This window comes from Phenylobacterium sp. (assembly GCF_030698145.1).
Classification (GTDB): Bacteria; Pseudomonadota; Alphaproteobacteria; order Caulobacterales; family Caulobacteraceae; genus Phenylobacterium.
Map to the genome: position 1 here is coordinate 49,245 of NZ_JAUYNW010000147.1, position 14,017 is coordinate 63,261.

Sequence of the window (14,017 nt, forward strand, 5' to 3'; positions counted from 1 at the left end):
ACCGCGCCGCGCTCTTGCGAGGGCGCGCGAGCGGCCATACAGCGGGGCCCTGGCTCAACGTCAGAGCGGACGCGCGCAGGCATCATGGCGACCCCCAAGGCCGGAAAGACCAAGACCGACCGCGCGGCCTATCTGGTGCTGGGCATGCACCGCTCGGGCACCTCGGCGGCGACGCAGCTCCTGGCGCTCGCCGGCGCCGAACTGCCGCAGAACGTGATGCCGGGCGACGAGCACAACGCCAAGGGCTACTTCGAGCCCTGGAAGATCGCCATCTTCAACGACGAGCGCCTACGCGCCGGCGGCGGCGCCTGGGACGACGTCTTCGCCTTCCCCTACGCCCCGCTTCCCAAGGCGCAGGAGGCCGCCTGGGCCGCCAAGGCGCTGGATCTCTACGACGCGGAGTTCGGCGAGGCCTGGTTCCCCCTGCTGAAGGACCCGCGCGTCTCGGTTCTGGCGCCGCTGTGGCTGGCCACGCTGAAGGCCCGCAAGATGCCGGCCCGCGCGGTGATCCCGGTGCGCCACCCCCTGGCGGTGGCCGGATCGCTGACCCGTCGCGACAGGTTCCCGGTCGAGAAGTCCGTGCTGCTCTGGGTCAGCTACATGCTGGCGGCGGAGGTCTATTCCCGCGGCATGCCCCGCGCCTTTGTCGGTTATGACAGCCTGTTGGCGGACTGGCGCGCCGAGGTGGTCCGCATCGAGGCTGCGCACGGCGCCCCCCTGCCCCGGCTGAGCGAGCGGGCGGCGACCCAGATCGACGGCTTCCTGACCTCCGACCTGCGCCACAACGCCGGCCAGGGCGACCTCGGCGCCCTGCCGCATGTGGGCGCGATGGCCCAGCGGGTGTTCGACTGGTTCGAGGCCGCCGCCCGCGGCGAGACCCGCGGCCCCGCCGTGCTGGACCAAGCGGCCGCCCAGGTCGCCGACATGAAGGCCGCGATGGGCGTGTTCGTCTCGCCGGTGACCCAGGCGCTGGACCTGGCCCGGGCGGACCTGGCCCAGGAACGGGCCCGCCGGGCGATGGACCAGCGCGACCTGGCCGACCTCGACGCCGAGGTCGCCGGGCTGCGCAAGGAGCTTTCCGACCTGCGGCGTGAGCACGCGGAGATCGAGGCCATGGTCGACACCATGATCGCGGGCCGCTAGAGCCCGTCCCTTGGCCAAACGACCGACAAAACCAAAGCCCGACCCCGCCGCCGCGGACGCCCTGCTTGCCAAGCGGCGCGCCCTGCATAAGGCGCGCCTGGTGGTGGCCGAGGATCGCTGGAACCGGTTCAGCAAGGCCGCCGCCCGCCGGGTGGGGGTGGCCGAGAAGGGCCCGACCGAGCAGAAGTTCGACCGGGTCCTGGCCCGCGCCAAGTGGCCGGGCCGCACGGCGCTGATCGCCCGCTCGGGCCTCTGGGACTTCCGCCTGGACCGCAACCTCGGGCGCGAGGGCGGGGCCGTGAAGGGCCTCGTCGACTACGTCCGGGCCGGCCCTGATTCGACCGCCTTCCCCAAGGCCCTGTTCGACCAGACCTGGTACCTGGAGAAGAACCCGGACCTGGTGGGCACCCGCTGGGCGCCGCTCGCCCACTACTTGGTGGCCGGCGATCAGGAAGGGCGCGACCCGCATCCGCTGTTCGACCTGAAGGACTACCGCAGCCGCCACGCGGTGAAGATAGCCGCGACCGGGTTGTCGGCCCTGCAGCACTTCGTCCATCGTGGCGCCCTGGAGGGCTTCGACCCCCATCCGCTATTCGACCTGCGCTACTATGTCGGCCAGGCCGAGGAGGTGGCGGACACCGGCGAGAACCCGCTGGTCCACTATCTGCGCGAGGGCTGGCGGCGGGGCTATGACCCGCACCCGCTGTTCGCCGGCGACTGGTACCTGGCCCAGAACCCAGATGTCGCCGACCGTGCCATGGCGCCCCTGCTTCATTATGTGACCAGCGGCGCCGTCGAGGGCCGCAGCCCTCACCCGCTGTTCGAGGCGGTCTGGTACGCCGAGCACTATCGCGACGCCGCCCCGCTCGGCTCCAACGCCCTGTCCCACTTCCTCGACTACGGGGCCGATCAGCGCCGCAATCCCTCGGCCCACTTCGACGTCGCCTTCTACCTCGAGCAGAGCCCGGCCGCGCCGTCCGACCAGCATCCGGTGATCCACTATCTGATGGAAGGCGCCTTCCAGGGCGTTTCCCCGGCCGCCGACTTCAACGAGGCGACCTATCTGATCGAACATCCCGAAGCCGCCGAGACGCCGGTGGCGGGCCTGCTGCACTGGGCGCTGTCGCGCACGCCGAAGCCCGAGCCGGGAGCGATCGGCCGCCGGGCCCTGGGCGACGACGGCCTGTTCGAGCAACTGCGCAGTTCGGGGCGGATGCGCGACGCCGGCGCCTATGACATCCAGGCCTATCGCGACATGACCCTGGATCGGCGGCGCGCGAAGGAGACCGCTCTCGCCAAGGTGAAGGCCAGGAAGCCCAAGCTGATCTCGGTGGCCGAACGCGACGTGGAGGCGGCCGCCGCCGACCTCTCCTTCGAGACCGTGAGCCGGCCCAAGGTCTCCATCGTCATCCCGGCCTACAACAACCTGACCTTCACCCTGGAGTGCCTGGCGGCGCTGAAGGCCGGCGGCGGGTTGGACCGGGCCGAGGTGATCGTCATCGACGACGCGTCGGCCGATGCGACCAGCCCCGTGCTGGCCAAGGTCGTGGGCCTCAAGCTGATCACCAACGCCGAGAACCTCGGCTTCATCCGCACCTGCAACAAGGCCGCAGAGAAGGCCAAGGGCGAGTTCCTCGTCTTCCTGAACAACGACGTCCAGGTGCGCGCGGGCTGGCTGGAGGCCCTGCTCGCCCCCTTCGCCGAGGAGAAGGACGTCGGGGCCACCGCGCCCAAGATGCTGTTCCCCGACGGCCGCCTGCAGGAGGCCGGGGCGCGGATCGGGGTCGACGGGACCGCCGAGATGATCGGCCTGTTCGAGGACCCGGACCTGGCGCGCTGGAACGTGCGGCGCGAGGTGGACTACGCCTCGGGCGCCTGCCTGATGGTCCGCCGCAAGGTGTTCGCCGGCCTGGGCGGGTTCGACCTCGCCTTCGCGCCCGCCTATTGCGAGGACGCCGACCTCTGCTTCCGCCTGAGGGAGGCCGGCCTGCGGGTGATCTACGAACCCAGGGCCGAGATCGTCCACCACCTCTCCGTGACCGCCAACTCCATCGACGCCGGCTACAAGCATCGGCTGGCGACCCGGAACCAGCAGGCCTTCGTCGAACGCTGGGGCGAGCGGCTGGAGGCCCTGAACGCGGTGCGCGCCATCGCCTTCCACCTGCCCCAGTTCCACGCCATCCCGGAGAACGACCGCTGGTGGGGCGCGGGCTTCACCGAGTGGACCAACGTCACCCGGGCCCTGCCGAACTATCGCGGCCACTACCAGCCGCACCTGCCGGCCGACCTCGGCTTCTACGACCTGTCGGACCCCGACGTCCTCAGGCGCCAGGCTGAGCTCGCCCAGCGCTACGGCGTGGGCGGGTTCTGCCACTATTTCTACTGGTTCTCCGGCGGCCGCCGGGTGCTGGAAAAGCCGCTGGAGCCGCTGCTCGACAGCAAGCCGGACGACTTCCCGTTCTGCCTCTGCTGGGCCAACGAGAACTGGACCCGCACCTGGGACGGCGAAGCCCGCGACGTGCTGCTGGCCCAGACCTATGAGAAGGGCGACGCCGAGGCCCTGATCGCCGAGATGGCGCCCTATGTCGCCCGCCCCAACTACATCAGGATCGGCGGCAAGCCGCTGGTGCTGATCTATCGGCCGGGCCTGCTGCCCGACGCCAAGGCCTGGGCCAAGGCCTGGCGCGACCATTGCCGCAAGGCCGGGATCGGCGAGATCTACCTGGCCTTCGTCGAGAGCTTCGAGAACGCCGGGGCCAAAACCGATCCGGCCACCCTGGGCTTCGACGCCTCGGTGGAGTTCCCGCCTTCGGGCGCGGGCGCGCTGATCCATCCGCCGGGGCCGCTCTACAATCCGCGCTTCGACGGCCGGGTGAACGACTACCGGGCCATGGTGCGCCGCTATCTCGACACCCCGCCGCCGGCCCATAAGCGGTTCCGGGGCGTGATGCCCTCGTGGGACAACACCGCGCGGCGCCAGGACGGCGGCTGGGTCTATCAGCACGCCACGCCGGGCGCCTTCCAGGCCTGGCTCGAGGCCGTGTTCGAGGAGACCCGCCGCCAGAACTTCGGCGATGAGCGGATCGTCTTCATCAACGCCTGGAACGAGTGGGCCGAGGGCGCTCACCTGGAGCCGGACCAGCGTTTCGGCCACGGCTGGCTGGAGGCGGTGAAAAACGCCCATGACGCCGAACTGGTGGACAGGTCGTGAGCGGCGGCGTCCCTGACCTGGTCCTCGTCGGCCACCCGTTCTCGGCCATCGGCATGGCCGAGCACGTCCGCTCCACCCAGCGGGCGCTGAGGGCGGTCGGAGTGAAGGCGGGGCTGCTGGACGTCTACGGCATGGACCGCGGCAAGGACCCGGACTTCGAGCGCGAGTTCGGTGGCGACGTGGTCACGAGCCTGTCGCCCAGGACCAACCTCTTCTGCATCAACGCCGACGAGGTCGAGCAGGCCATGGGCGTGCTGCGCCACATCGGCTCGGGCCCGGCCTTTGAGCGCGCCCACAACATCATCTACCCGGCCTGGGAGCTGGCGAAATATCCCGAACCCTGGGCGCGGATCCTGGAGCAGTTTGACGAGGTCTGGGCGCCGTCGGAGTTCATCCGCCAGGCTGTCGCCGGCGCGGTGGCCAGGCGCGTGGTCCACATGCCCCTGGCGGTGGAGATCACCGTCTCCGCTTTCCTGGGCCGGCGGCATTTCGGCATCCCCGAGAACGCCTTCGTCTGCCTGTTCTTCTTCGACTTCTCCTCCTACGCCGAGCGCAAGAACCCCTTCGCCATGCTGGAGGCCTTCGAGAAGTTGGCGGCGCTTCGGCCCAATGCGCCGCTGCACGTGGTGGTCAAGTACAAGGGCGGCAAGGACGACAACCCTGGCCGCCGGGCGCTGGAGGCGCGGCTGGCGGCCCTGGGGTCACGGGCCCAGGCCATCACCCGCGAGCTGTCCGACAACGAGATCAAGAACCTGGTCCGCTGCGCCGACGCCTTCGTCTCGTTGCACCGCTCAGAAGGATTCGGGCGCGGGCCGGCCGAAGCCATGGTCATGGGCCGCGCGGCGGTTGCCACCGGCTATTCCGGCAATCTCGACTACATGACGCCGCAGAACAGCCGCCTGGTGGACTATGAGCTGATCCCGGTGGCCAAGGGCGCCTACCTGTTCGGCGAGGACCAGGTCTGGGCTGACGCCAGCGTCGATCACGCGGTGAGGCTTCTGGCCGAACTGGTGGACGATCCGGCCGAAGCCCGCGCGCTCGGCGCCCGCGCCCGGCGCCACATCCGCACCCATTTCAGCGCCCGCGCCATCGGCCTGCGATACAGCGCGCGGCTGGAAGAACTGGCGGACAGTTAGGTCTTCGGCGTCTCGGCGGTCTTGGCCTCGTCCGCGGGCGGCGGCGCGACGCCCAGGGCCTCCGTTCCGGGATTTTCCGTCACCGCGATCTGGTGGATGGTGAAGGTCCCGCCGGCCTGGTCGTCGGTGTCGATCCGCAGGCTGTCGATCAACGAGACGGTCCAGTCCTCGCCGCCCTTCTTCGGGTGGGCCATGTCATAGACCAGCACCACGGTCTCGCCGACCGCCGGCGCGGCGCCCTCGACGGGCTTGGACCGGAAGTCGCCGGACTCCGCGTGATCGGCGGTGGAATAGAAGATCGTCCCGTCCCAGGCCGCGCCGGGACGATGGCGGGTCAGCCGGACCAGCACCAGGGAGTAGCGGCTTCCGTCCAGCTCCAGGCCCTTGGGCGAGCGCAGGATCGGATCGAAGTCCACATTGCGCACCGACAGACCGACCGGGCTGGCGGGAAGCACGCTGCCGCCGGCCAGCACGAATCCCTCGGTCGAGCCGTCGAAAGTCCAGAGCCGGCCGGCCTTGAGCGGCTTGCCGCCGACCTCGAAGCCGCCAGCCGCCTCGTTCCAGACCACCTTCTGGGCGCGGATATTGGCGAGGGTCTGCGGGCCCGGCGGCGCCTTGGCGGGCCTGGCCCACGGCGCCGGCTCGTCGCAGGCGGCGAGGATCAGCGCCGCCGCCGACAGGATCGGAATCAGGATCGCCTTCATGGATACGCTCACGGCCGTCGCGCCAGCCGCAGGACGGGCGGGTCCAAGGCCAGATAGAGAAGCCCCGCCACCGCCGCCAGATCGAGGGCGTAAAGATATCTGTAGTCGCAGGCGATGGAGATCACGAAGAAGCTGGCGGTGAAGGCCAGGACCCCCAGCATCAGGGCGGCCACCACCATGTCGGCGGCCTCGCGCCGGAACACCAGGAAGGCCGCGACGATCAGGGCCGCGGCGGCGAAGGCCAGGTGCGAATAGAACGGCGTCACGTACCACCAGGTCGCGTAGTTGCTCATCGCCAGGTCGGCGGGCTCGCGGCCCGCCGGGACCTGCAGCAGCTCCAGCCGCTCGGCCGGCGCCTCCACCCCCACGAAGATCGGATTGCAGCGCTCCAGCACCGGATTGATCAGCACCTGGACGAAGGCGTCCCAGCGATGGACGAGATAGGCGGCGGGATGCTTGAGGATCAGCTCGAACCACTGGTCGGCGATAGCCTTTTCAGGCGTCAGCCACAGGGCTGTGCCTAGAGCCGGGCTGCGGTCGAGGTAGTCCACGCGCTCGGGCGAATAGACCTTGGGCGCCTCGGCCTGGATGACCGCCACCGCCTTCGGATTGGCCTTGGCGATCGCTTCCAGCTTGAGGCTGGGGTCGTGGGCCACCGCGCCGACGATGTCGTAATGGCGCAGGATGCGCAGGCCGGTGGAGAGCGCCTGGTCGGGACCCGATCCGCGCGGCTGGGCCAGGACCCCCAGGACCTGGGCCAGCAGGATCACGCTGATCAGGCCGCCCACGCCCCAGGCCAGGCCGCCGCGCCAGCCGCCGCCCCGCGCCGTCCAGCCGAGCGCCAGGGCCGCGAAGACCACCAGGACCAGCCCGTTCTGGCGAACCGACATGGCGATGGCGAGCGCCAGGGCCGCGCCGGTGAGCTGCAGCCACGGCCGGCGTTCGCCGTCCCAGGCCTTCGCGGCATGGGCCAGGCAGACGAACCCCGCGACGCTGAGATTGGCGAACAGCACGTCCTTCCAGACGTCGGCCTGGAAGAGCAGCAAGGTCGGTGAGGCGGTGGCGAGGGCGGCGAACCCCACCGCCCACCAGGAGGCGCGGCCGCGCAGGGCGATGAGCGAGATCAGCGACCAGAACAGGATCAAAGCGCTGGCGGTGACGTAGAGGCCCGTGCCCGGCAACACCTCGTCGAACAGCCCCAGGATCTTCGCGTAGACCGCCGGACCGAAGCTCTCGCGAACGCCGAACCGCCCCTCATAGAGCTGGGTCACCGAGTCGGCGGAGAGATGGCCCGGAAGGCCGGTGGCCAGCAGGAAGATGAGGCCCGCCAGCAGGATGGCGCGCACCGCCGCCTCCGGCTTGAGGTTGAGGATGGGCATGCCCTAGGCGCGAACCTGGGTGACGATCACCAGGAACCCCGTCAGCATCAGGGCGTAGCCGATGGCCATGGGCCACGACAGCGGCTCCTTGAAGATCACCCAGGCGGCCACCGGCACAAGGGCCGAGCCGATCAGCGAGAAGATGTAGGCGGCCGACAGCGGCACCCGCGTCAGGACGTAAAACCACAGCAGCGCAGTGGCGCCGTACCAGGCAAACGCCCCCATCAGCGGCCAGTTCTGGACCAGCCGCCAGAGGACCGATCCCTCCAGCCGGGCGCTGTAGATCGCCGCGCCCTTGAACATCACCTGGCCGATAGGCAGGGCCAGGGCGACCAGGGAGCACAGCAGGGCGTCTTTCCATCCCATGGCGGGGCTCACTCGCTGGCGATGCGCTCAAGCGTGCGCAGATAGGGGTGGATCGGCCGGGTCGGCACGTTGATGACGTCGAAGTTCATCGACTGCAGCAGGAGCTGCACCCCGATGATCACCGGCAGGGCGGCGGTCATGACCACGCCGGCGGAGGCCGCCTGGCCCACGTCGCGCACCGCCAGCCAGCGCAGTCCGTAGCCGGCGCCGAAGCTGAGGAAGGCCGCGCCGATCAGCATCTCCAGGGTGGCGACGTTGAAGTCGCGCACGAAGTACTGCCCCAGGATGCGCAGAAAGAAGTTCTTCAGGTGCTTGAGCGCGAAGGGCCCGACTATGGCGCCGATCCGCAGGTTGGAGACCTCGTCACCGTACCGGGCCGGGATCGGCACGTCGCGGACCACCGCGCGCAGGGTGCCCAGGTGATAGAGCAGATCGGTCTCGAAGAAGAACCGTCGCGAGATGCGCTTCTCGATCACCCGCTTGGCGACGCTGGCCTCGATGGCGGTGAAGCCGTTGGTGGGATCGAAGACGTTCCAATAGCCGGTGGAGACCTTCGCCGCGAAAGAGAGCGCCGCATTGCCGAAGATGCGCACGCGGGGCATGGCGGTCAGGTGGCTGATCGAGGTGAAGCGGTTGCCCTTGGCGTAGTCGGCCTCGCCCAGGATGATCGGGGCGACCAACTGCGAGACGTAGGTCAGGTCCATCTGGTCGTCGCCGTCGACCTTGACCAGAATCCGCCCGCCGCGGCGCTCGGCCTCGGCGTAACCGGCGATCACCGCCCCGCCCACGCCCTGGTTCTCGGCCAGACGCACGACCACCACGCGCGGGTCCGGCGCCTCGGCCTCCAGGAAGTCGGCCGTGCCTTCGGGACAGGCGTCGTCGACGCAGACGATGCCCTCGATCCAGGACGGCGCCTTGGCGATGACGCTCAGGATGCGGTCGCGGACCTTGTAGCAGGGCACCACCAGCCAGACGCGGGCGTCCAGCAGGGTCGAATCGGAGGAGGCCGCGTAGCGACCGGCGACCGAAAGCTGGAAGGGTTCAATCGGCTGCATCGGACTTAGGGGCGCCACTACAAGCGGCTGGCTTACACGGCCCGTTCATGGTTGCAAAGGACGGCGCGCGCGACTACCCCGCCCAGGACTGCCGCCGCCAACCCAGGACCGACCGCCGACCATGCGTCATGAGCTGGTGCGCGCCCGCGCCCCCCTTCGACTAGGCTTCGGCGGCGGCGGGACCGACGTCGCGCCCTATTGCGACGAGCACGGCGGGGTGGTGCTGAACGCCGCCATCGACCTCTTCGCCCATGTCACCGTCCAGGCGCGGGCCGACGACCAGGTCCGGCTGGTGGCCGCCGACGGCCAGGTCGAATGGCAGGCCAAGGCCTCCGCGCCCCTGCCCACCGACGAGCCGCTGCGCCTGCTGAAGGGCGTCTACAACCGCTTCATGGCCGATCATGCGGGAGGCCGGGCGATCCCGCTGACCCTGGTCACCTCGGCCGACTGCCCACCGGGCTCGGGCCTGGGCTCGTCCTCGGCCCTGGTGGTGGCCATGGTCGAGGCCATGCGCCGGTTCATGGACCTGGAGATGGACGCCCAGGCCGTGGCGGCGCTCGCCTTCGACATCGAGCGTCGGGAGCTGGGCCTGGCCGGCGGCGCGCAGGACCAGTACGCCGCGGCCTTCGGGGGCCTCAATCTGATGCGGTTCGCCGCGGGCCGGCAGGTCGAGGTCGAGCCTGTCGCGGTCCCCGATCGGGTGATGAAGGAGCTGGAGGCCTCCCTGGTCCTCTACTTCACCGGGGTCAGCCGCGAGTCGGCCGCGATCATCGACGAGCAGACCGCCAAGATGCGCAGCCACGAGGCCAAGTCGATGGAGAGCCTGCACGCGCTGAAGGCCGGGGCCTTCGAGATGCGCGACGCCCTGATCGCCGGCGACCTCGCCCGCTTCGGCGCCCTGCTGGACTCGGGCTGGAGCTCCAAGAAGCAGATCGCCCACAGCATCTCCTCGCCCCATATCGACAAGGTCTATGAGGCGGCCAAGAGCTTCGGGGTGTTCGGCGGCAAGGTGAGCGGTGCGGGCGGCGGCGGTTTCATGATGTTCCTGGTCGACCCCACCCGCCGCGAAGGACTGAAGCGGCTGCTGGCCACCTTCGGGGGCGGCGCCCAGTCCGCCCGGTTCACGCCCGCAGGCGCCGAATCCTGGAACGTGCGGTAGCCCTCGAAACCCGCTAGGACGCGCGACGTGAAAGAGCTCTCCAAATCCATCGTCCGGCGCATGGCCGACCCCAACTTCGCCCGGCGCTGGTTCGTGGGCGAGGGCCTGGACATCGGCGGCAAGCCCGACCCGCTGTCGCTCTATGTCCCGTTCTTCCCGGAGCTGAAGTCCGTGCGCGTCTGGGACTGGGAGGACGGCGACGCCCAGTTCCTCGAAGGCGTACAGAAAGACAGTCTCGATTTCGTCCATTCCAGCCACTGCCTGGAACACCTGGTCGACCCCCGCCAGGGCCTCTCGGCCTGGTTTGGCGCCATCAAGCCGGGCGGCTTCCTGATCGTCACGGTCCCCGACGAGGACCTCTACGAACAGGGCGTCTGGCCCTCGACCCACAACCGCGACCACAAGTGGACCTTCACCATGCTGAAGGCTCGCTCGTGGAGCGAACGCTCGATCAACGTGCTGGAGCTGCTGTCGAACCTCGGCCCCGCCGCCGATGTCGAGAAGGTCGCCCTGCTCAACTCGACCTTCCGCTACGATCTGCCCCGCTTCGACCAGACCCTGACCCCCATCGCCGAATGCGGCATCGAGTTCGTGGTCCGCAAGCGCACGGCCCGCGAGCTGGCCTATGGCGGCCTGGTCCGCGACACGGTCCAGCCCGCCCCGGCCGACCGGAAGCACTTCAACCAGTACCGCGCCGACCACGCCCACATGAAGACCAGCCCGCCGCCCTTCGAGGACGAGGGCGAACTCTAGGTCGCAAGATCGATCTGTTCCAAGCGCCCTCACTAACACGATCTTACTACCTCGCCGACGTTCAGGGCCTATTTGTTCTCTTTTTGTTCTTGTCGCTTTCAATCACAGATGGTAGGTTGGGCGTCCGAGCCAAAGGTGTTCGAATGCAACAAAACCAATGATTGGAGATAGATTTGGCGATGATGCCACGTGGCGAACCGCAATCCGTACCTGATCCGGCAGGCGAGGCCTTCGACGAGTGGGTTCGTCGCAAGCGCGCCGAAGAGCGGGCGCGTGAGGCGGCGGAATACGCGCTGGCGAACACCCCATCTCAACGCTGGGCGGGCTCGCCAGCGCGCACGGAGGCGCACGACGCGCGATCAGCGACGCCGATGAATCCTGAAGCCCTGAGGGCGGCGCCCGCGATTGAACCGGCAATTGAAGCAGTTGACGACGTCAAGGGCGATCGACCCTGGCAGGCCCTAGGAAATGGTGGGCTGGCCATCGCGGACGCGGCGTTGATGGCGACAGGCTTTGGCGTGGCTGGGGCCGTCAGCAGAGGCGCCGCCTGGAACACCGGCAAGATGACCGGCAGAAACGCGGCCAAACAATTGAGAGACAGGGGTGTGGCGGGGTCCGCACATGAGGTTCATCACTCGGTGCCTCTGAGGGGGATGAGCCGGGATATTCCAAACTGGAGGAACCACGTCGCGCTATTGAAGGTCCTGGAAATCGCCAAGCACAAGCGCCTCAGAGGCAAGTGGGACGGCGCGCCGAAGTACGGCCCTGTCGAGGCGCTCCTAGTTGGCACTCCAGATTGGATGAAGACCGTGCCGGCATGGTTCGGCGCCAAGGGGGTTGAGGCGCTGGCGAAGCATCAATCCGAGGCTGGCGCTCAGAAGGCCCAAAAGCCTCGACTGCCTGCGCCCTACGGCGAACGGCCGCTTAGGTGACAGCCTTGGCGCCGCCCAGGTTTCCGGTCCTTTGCTTCACTAGGAACTTGGACGTTACGCCCGTCACCAGCGCGTCCGAACTCGGCGTGTGTGGCCCGAGGACTCTGCGCGAAGAAAAGCTCCTGGGGATGGATATCGTCGATGCCTCAGGAGACTCCTGGCGGGTGAGCGCGATCTCGCAGGTCGGCTATGCACCCTTCTCCTGGCGCTGGCTCAACCCGTTCCTTCCCCGGCTTCGACGGATAGAATACGCGCTCGAGCCGGGGCCGAAATATTCGTTGCACGAGGTTCAGGAGCGAGTGCTCGCCTGCATCGACGCCCACCCCGAGTACTGGCGCGAGGTTTCGTACGACGACGCCGACCTGATTGAACGGAAGGCGGCGGTTCGGAGCACGAAGGCCATCGCCGATTTGCATGATGTGCTGGGCTCGGACATTTTTGGCGACTAGGCCGAACGCGGGGCGGGCCCGAACCCGCTGATTCGCCGCGGATTCCGCCGCGCCCGCCATGCTTGCGCCGCAAAATGCGACCTGTTACCCACCGCGCAGACGGCTTGGGGCGTCCCGCGTCCGGGAATCCGTCGGGAGAGTCGATGCAATCCGTACAGCACATGGTGCGCACCGGCAGGCGCGGGCCCATGCACGAGTTCAGCATGGCGTTTGCGGACCTGCGCGCGTCCTTCGAACGGATCGGCCTAGCCTGGTCTTTGGCCTGGCACGATGTGGTGTCCAGATACCGCGGATCGATCATCGGCCCGTTCTGGATCACGATCTCCATGGGCCTGATGGTGGCCGGTATCGGCTTCCTCTACGCCAACCTGTTCAAGATCCCGGTCCACGACTTCATCCCTTACGTCGCCATCGGCATCGTGTTCTGGGGCCTGATCTCCAACGTCATCGTCGAAGGCTGCGGAGCCTTCGTCGGGGCTTCGGGCATGCTGAGCCAGACCTCGCTGCCGATGATGACCTTCATCTGGCGCACGGTGCTGCGCAACGTGATCAACTTGGCCCACCACCTCGTGATCATCCTCGCCACCCTGATCGTCTACGACCACTGGCGCGACGCCAACGTGGTCCTGTCGGTGCTCGGCGCCATCCTGGTGATGTTCAACCTGGGCTGGGTCTGCCTGGCCGCGGCCATGGCCTCGGCCCGGTTCCGCGACATCCCCCAGATCGTCGCTTCGGTGACCCAGTTCGCCATGTTCATGACGCCGGTGTTCTGGCTGCCCGGCGGACGGCTGGTGGACCATGCCGTGCTGCTGCTGAACCCGTTCTATCACATGCTGGAGGCGGTCCGCGCCCCGCTGCTGGGGCAGCCGGTGGAGCCGCTGACCTACATCATCCTGGGCGGCATGGCCCTGGTCGGCTGGGTGGCCACCTTCTCGATCTTCTCCAACATTCGCCGACGGATCGTGCACTACCTATGAAGGGTCCCCAGGTCTCGATCACCGTCACCGATCTCACCCTGCGCTTCCCCGTCTACGGCGTGGACGCCAAGTCGCTGAAGAAGCGGCTGGCCAGCATCACGGTGGGCGGCAAGCTCGGCCGCACCATGACAGGCGCCACCGAAGTCACCGCGCTCTCCAAGGTCAATATGAAGCTCAAGGCCGGCGACCGGCTGGGCCTCATCGGCCACAACGGGTCCGGCAAGACCACCCTGCTGCGGGCCCTCTCGGGGGCCTATGAGCCCGACGAGGGCACCATCGACGTCCACGGCCAGATCGCGGCCCTGCTGGACCTCAACCTCGGTATCGACCCCTCGGCCACCGGCCTCGACAACATCCGCCTGCGCGGCCGCATCGCCGGCCTGACGGCGCGCGAGATCGAGGACAAGCTGGAGGAGATCGCCGAGTTCACCGGCCTGGGACCCTTCCTGGCCATGCCGCTGAAGACCTATTCGGCCGGGATGCAGGCGCGGCTCGCCTTCGCGGTCTCCACCGCCGTCGAGGCCGATGTGATCCTGATGGACGAGTGGATCGCCGTGGGCGACGCCGACTTCCAGAAGATCGCCCACAAGCGCCTGCTGGGCCTGATGGAACGGGCCGGCATCCTGGTGCTGGCCTCCCATGATCTCGACCTGATCCGCCTCTACTGCAACAAGGTCATGCGGATCGAGGGCGGCGTCGCCTCCCCCGTCACCGACGTCAAGAAGCTGGACGAACTGCTGGCCGCCGCCTGAT

General features: G+C 68.6%; 13 protein-coding genes. 9 read left to right on the top strand and 4 right to left on the bottom strand.

Annotated features, from left to right (window positions below):
• The first annotated feature begins 84 nt into the window (after positions 1-84).
• The 3 genes from Q8Q77_RS20490 to Q8Q77_RS20500 are packed head-to-tail and all read left to right on the top strand — an operon-like array spanning position 85 to position 5,490.
• Positions 85-1,143, top strand: a complete 1,059-nt coding sequence (locus Q8Q77_RS20490; RefSeq protein WP_305585948.1) for a sulfotransferase family protein — start codon at positions 85-87, stop codon at positions 1,141-1,143.
• A gap of 10 nt (positions 1,144-1,153) precedes the next feature.
• Positions 1,154-4,354, top strand: coding sequence for a glycoside hydrolase family 99-like domain-containing protein (locus Q8Q77_RS20495; protein ID WP_305585950.1), 3,201 nt, complete (start codon positions 1,154-1,156; stop codon positions 4,352-4,354).
• Complete coding sequence (locus Q8Q77_RS20500) at positions 4,351-5,490, top strand: glycosyltransferase family 4 protein (protein ID WP_305585952.1); 1,140 nt, start codon at positions 4,351-4,353, stop codon at positions 5,488-5,490. Before Q8Q77_RS20495 ends, Q8Q77_RS20500 begins: the two co-directional genes overlap by 4 nt.
• Here the strand turns inward: Q8Q77_RS20500 and Q8Q77_RS20505 are convergent.
• Genes Q8Q77_RS20505 through Q8Q77_RS20520 form a run of 4 tightly spaced genes read right to left on the bottom strand, consistent with a single transcriptional unit; the run spans position 5,487 to position 8,994 of the window.
• The gene (locus tag Q8Q77_RS20505; RefSeq protein ID WP_305585954.1) at positions 5,487-6,194 is read right to left on the bottom strand and encodes a hypothetical protein; all 708 of its coding nucleotides are present in this window, start codon (positions 6,192-6,194) and stop codon (positions 5,487-5,489) included. The genes Q8Q77_RS20500 and Q8Q77_RS20505 overlap by 4 nt on opposite strands.
• Before the next feature lie 8 nt (positions 6,195-6,202).
• Entirely contained in the window at positions 6,203-7,573 is a 1,371-nt protein-coding gene (locus tag Q8Q77_RS20510) for a hypothetical protein (protein WP_305585955.1), read from the bottom strand.
• Between the two features lie 3 nt (positions 7,574-7,576).
• The gene (locus Q8Q77_RS20515) at positions 7,577-7,939 is read right to left on the bottom strand and encodes a hypothetical protein (protein WP_305585956.1); all 363 of its coding nucleotides are present in this window, start codon (positions 7,937-7,939) and stop codon (positions 7,577-7,579) included.
• An 8-nt stretch (positions 7,940-7,947) separates the two neighbouring features.
• Positions 7,948-8,994: a glycosyltransferase family 2 protein gene (locus Q8Q77_RS20520; protein ID WP_305585958.1), complete on the bottom strand. Its 1,047-nt coding sequence runs from the start codon at positions 8,992-8,994 to the stop codon at positions 7,948-7,950.
• Positions 8,995-9,115: 121 nt separating this feature from the next.
• Between Q8Q77_RS20520 and Q8Q77_RS20525 the strand changes: the two genes are divergently transcribed.
• The 6 genes from Q8Q77_RS20525 to Q8Q77_RS20550 all read left to right on the top strand — a co-directional run bounded on the left by Q8Q77_RS20525 (position 9,116) and on the right by Q8Q77_RS20550 (position 14,016).
• Positions 9,116-10,153, top strand: coding sequence for a dehydrogenase (locus tag Q8Q77_RS20525; RefSeq protein WP_305585960.1), 1,038 nt, complete (start codon positions 9,116-9,118; stop codon positions 10,151-10,153).
• Between the two features lie 27 nt (positions 10,154-10,180).
• Positions 10,181-10,906, top strand: coding sequence for a methyltransferase domain-containing protein (locus Q8Q77_RS20530; protein WP_305585962.1), 726 nt, complete (start codon positions 10,181-10,183; stop codon positions 10,904-10,906).
• Between the two features lie 173 nt (positions 10,907-11,079).
• On the top strand, positions 11,080-11,838 hold the full coding sequence (locus Q8Q77_RS20535; RefSeq protein ID WP_305585964.1) for a hypothetical protein: 759 nt from the start codon (positions 11,080-11,082) through the stop codon (positions 11,836-11,838).
• A 128-nt stretch (positions 11,839-11,966) separates the two neighbouring features.
• Positions 11,967-12,287 carry a hypothetical protein gene (locus tag Q8Q77_RS20540; RefSeq protein ID WP_305585965.1) on the top strand — a complete coding sequence of 107 codons (321 nt, stop codon included), beginning with the start codon at positions 11,967-11,969 and terminating at the stop codon, positions 12,285-12,287.
• 143 nt (positions 12,288-12,430) lie between these two features.
• Positions 12,431-13,264 carry an ABC transporter permease gene (locus tag Q8Q77_RS20545; protein WP_305585966.1) on the top strand — a complete coding sequence of 278 codons (834 nt, stop codon included), beginning with the start codon at positions 12,431-12,433 and terminating at the stop codon, positions 13,262-13,264.
• On the top strand, positions 13,261-14,016 hold the full coding sequence (locus Q8Q77_RS20550) for an ABC transporter ATP-binding protein (protein WP_305585967.1): 756 nt from the start codon (positions 13,261-13,263) through the stop codon (positions 14,014-14,016). The genes Q8Q77_RS20545 and Q8Q77_RS20550 overlap by 4 nt, the downstream gene beginning before the upstream one ends.
• Position 14,017 lies beyond the last annotated feature (1 nt).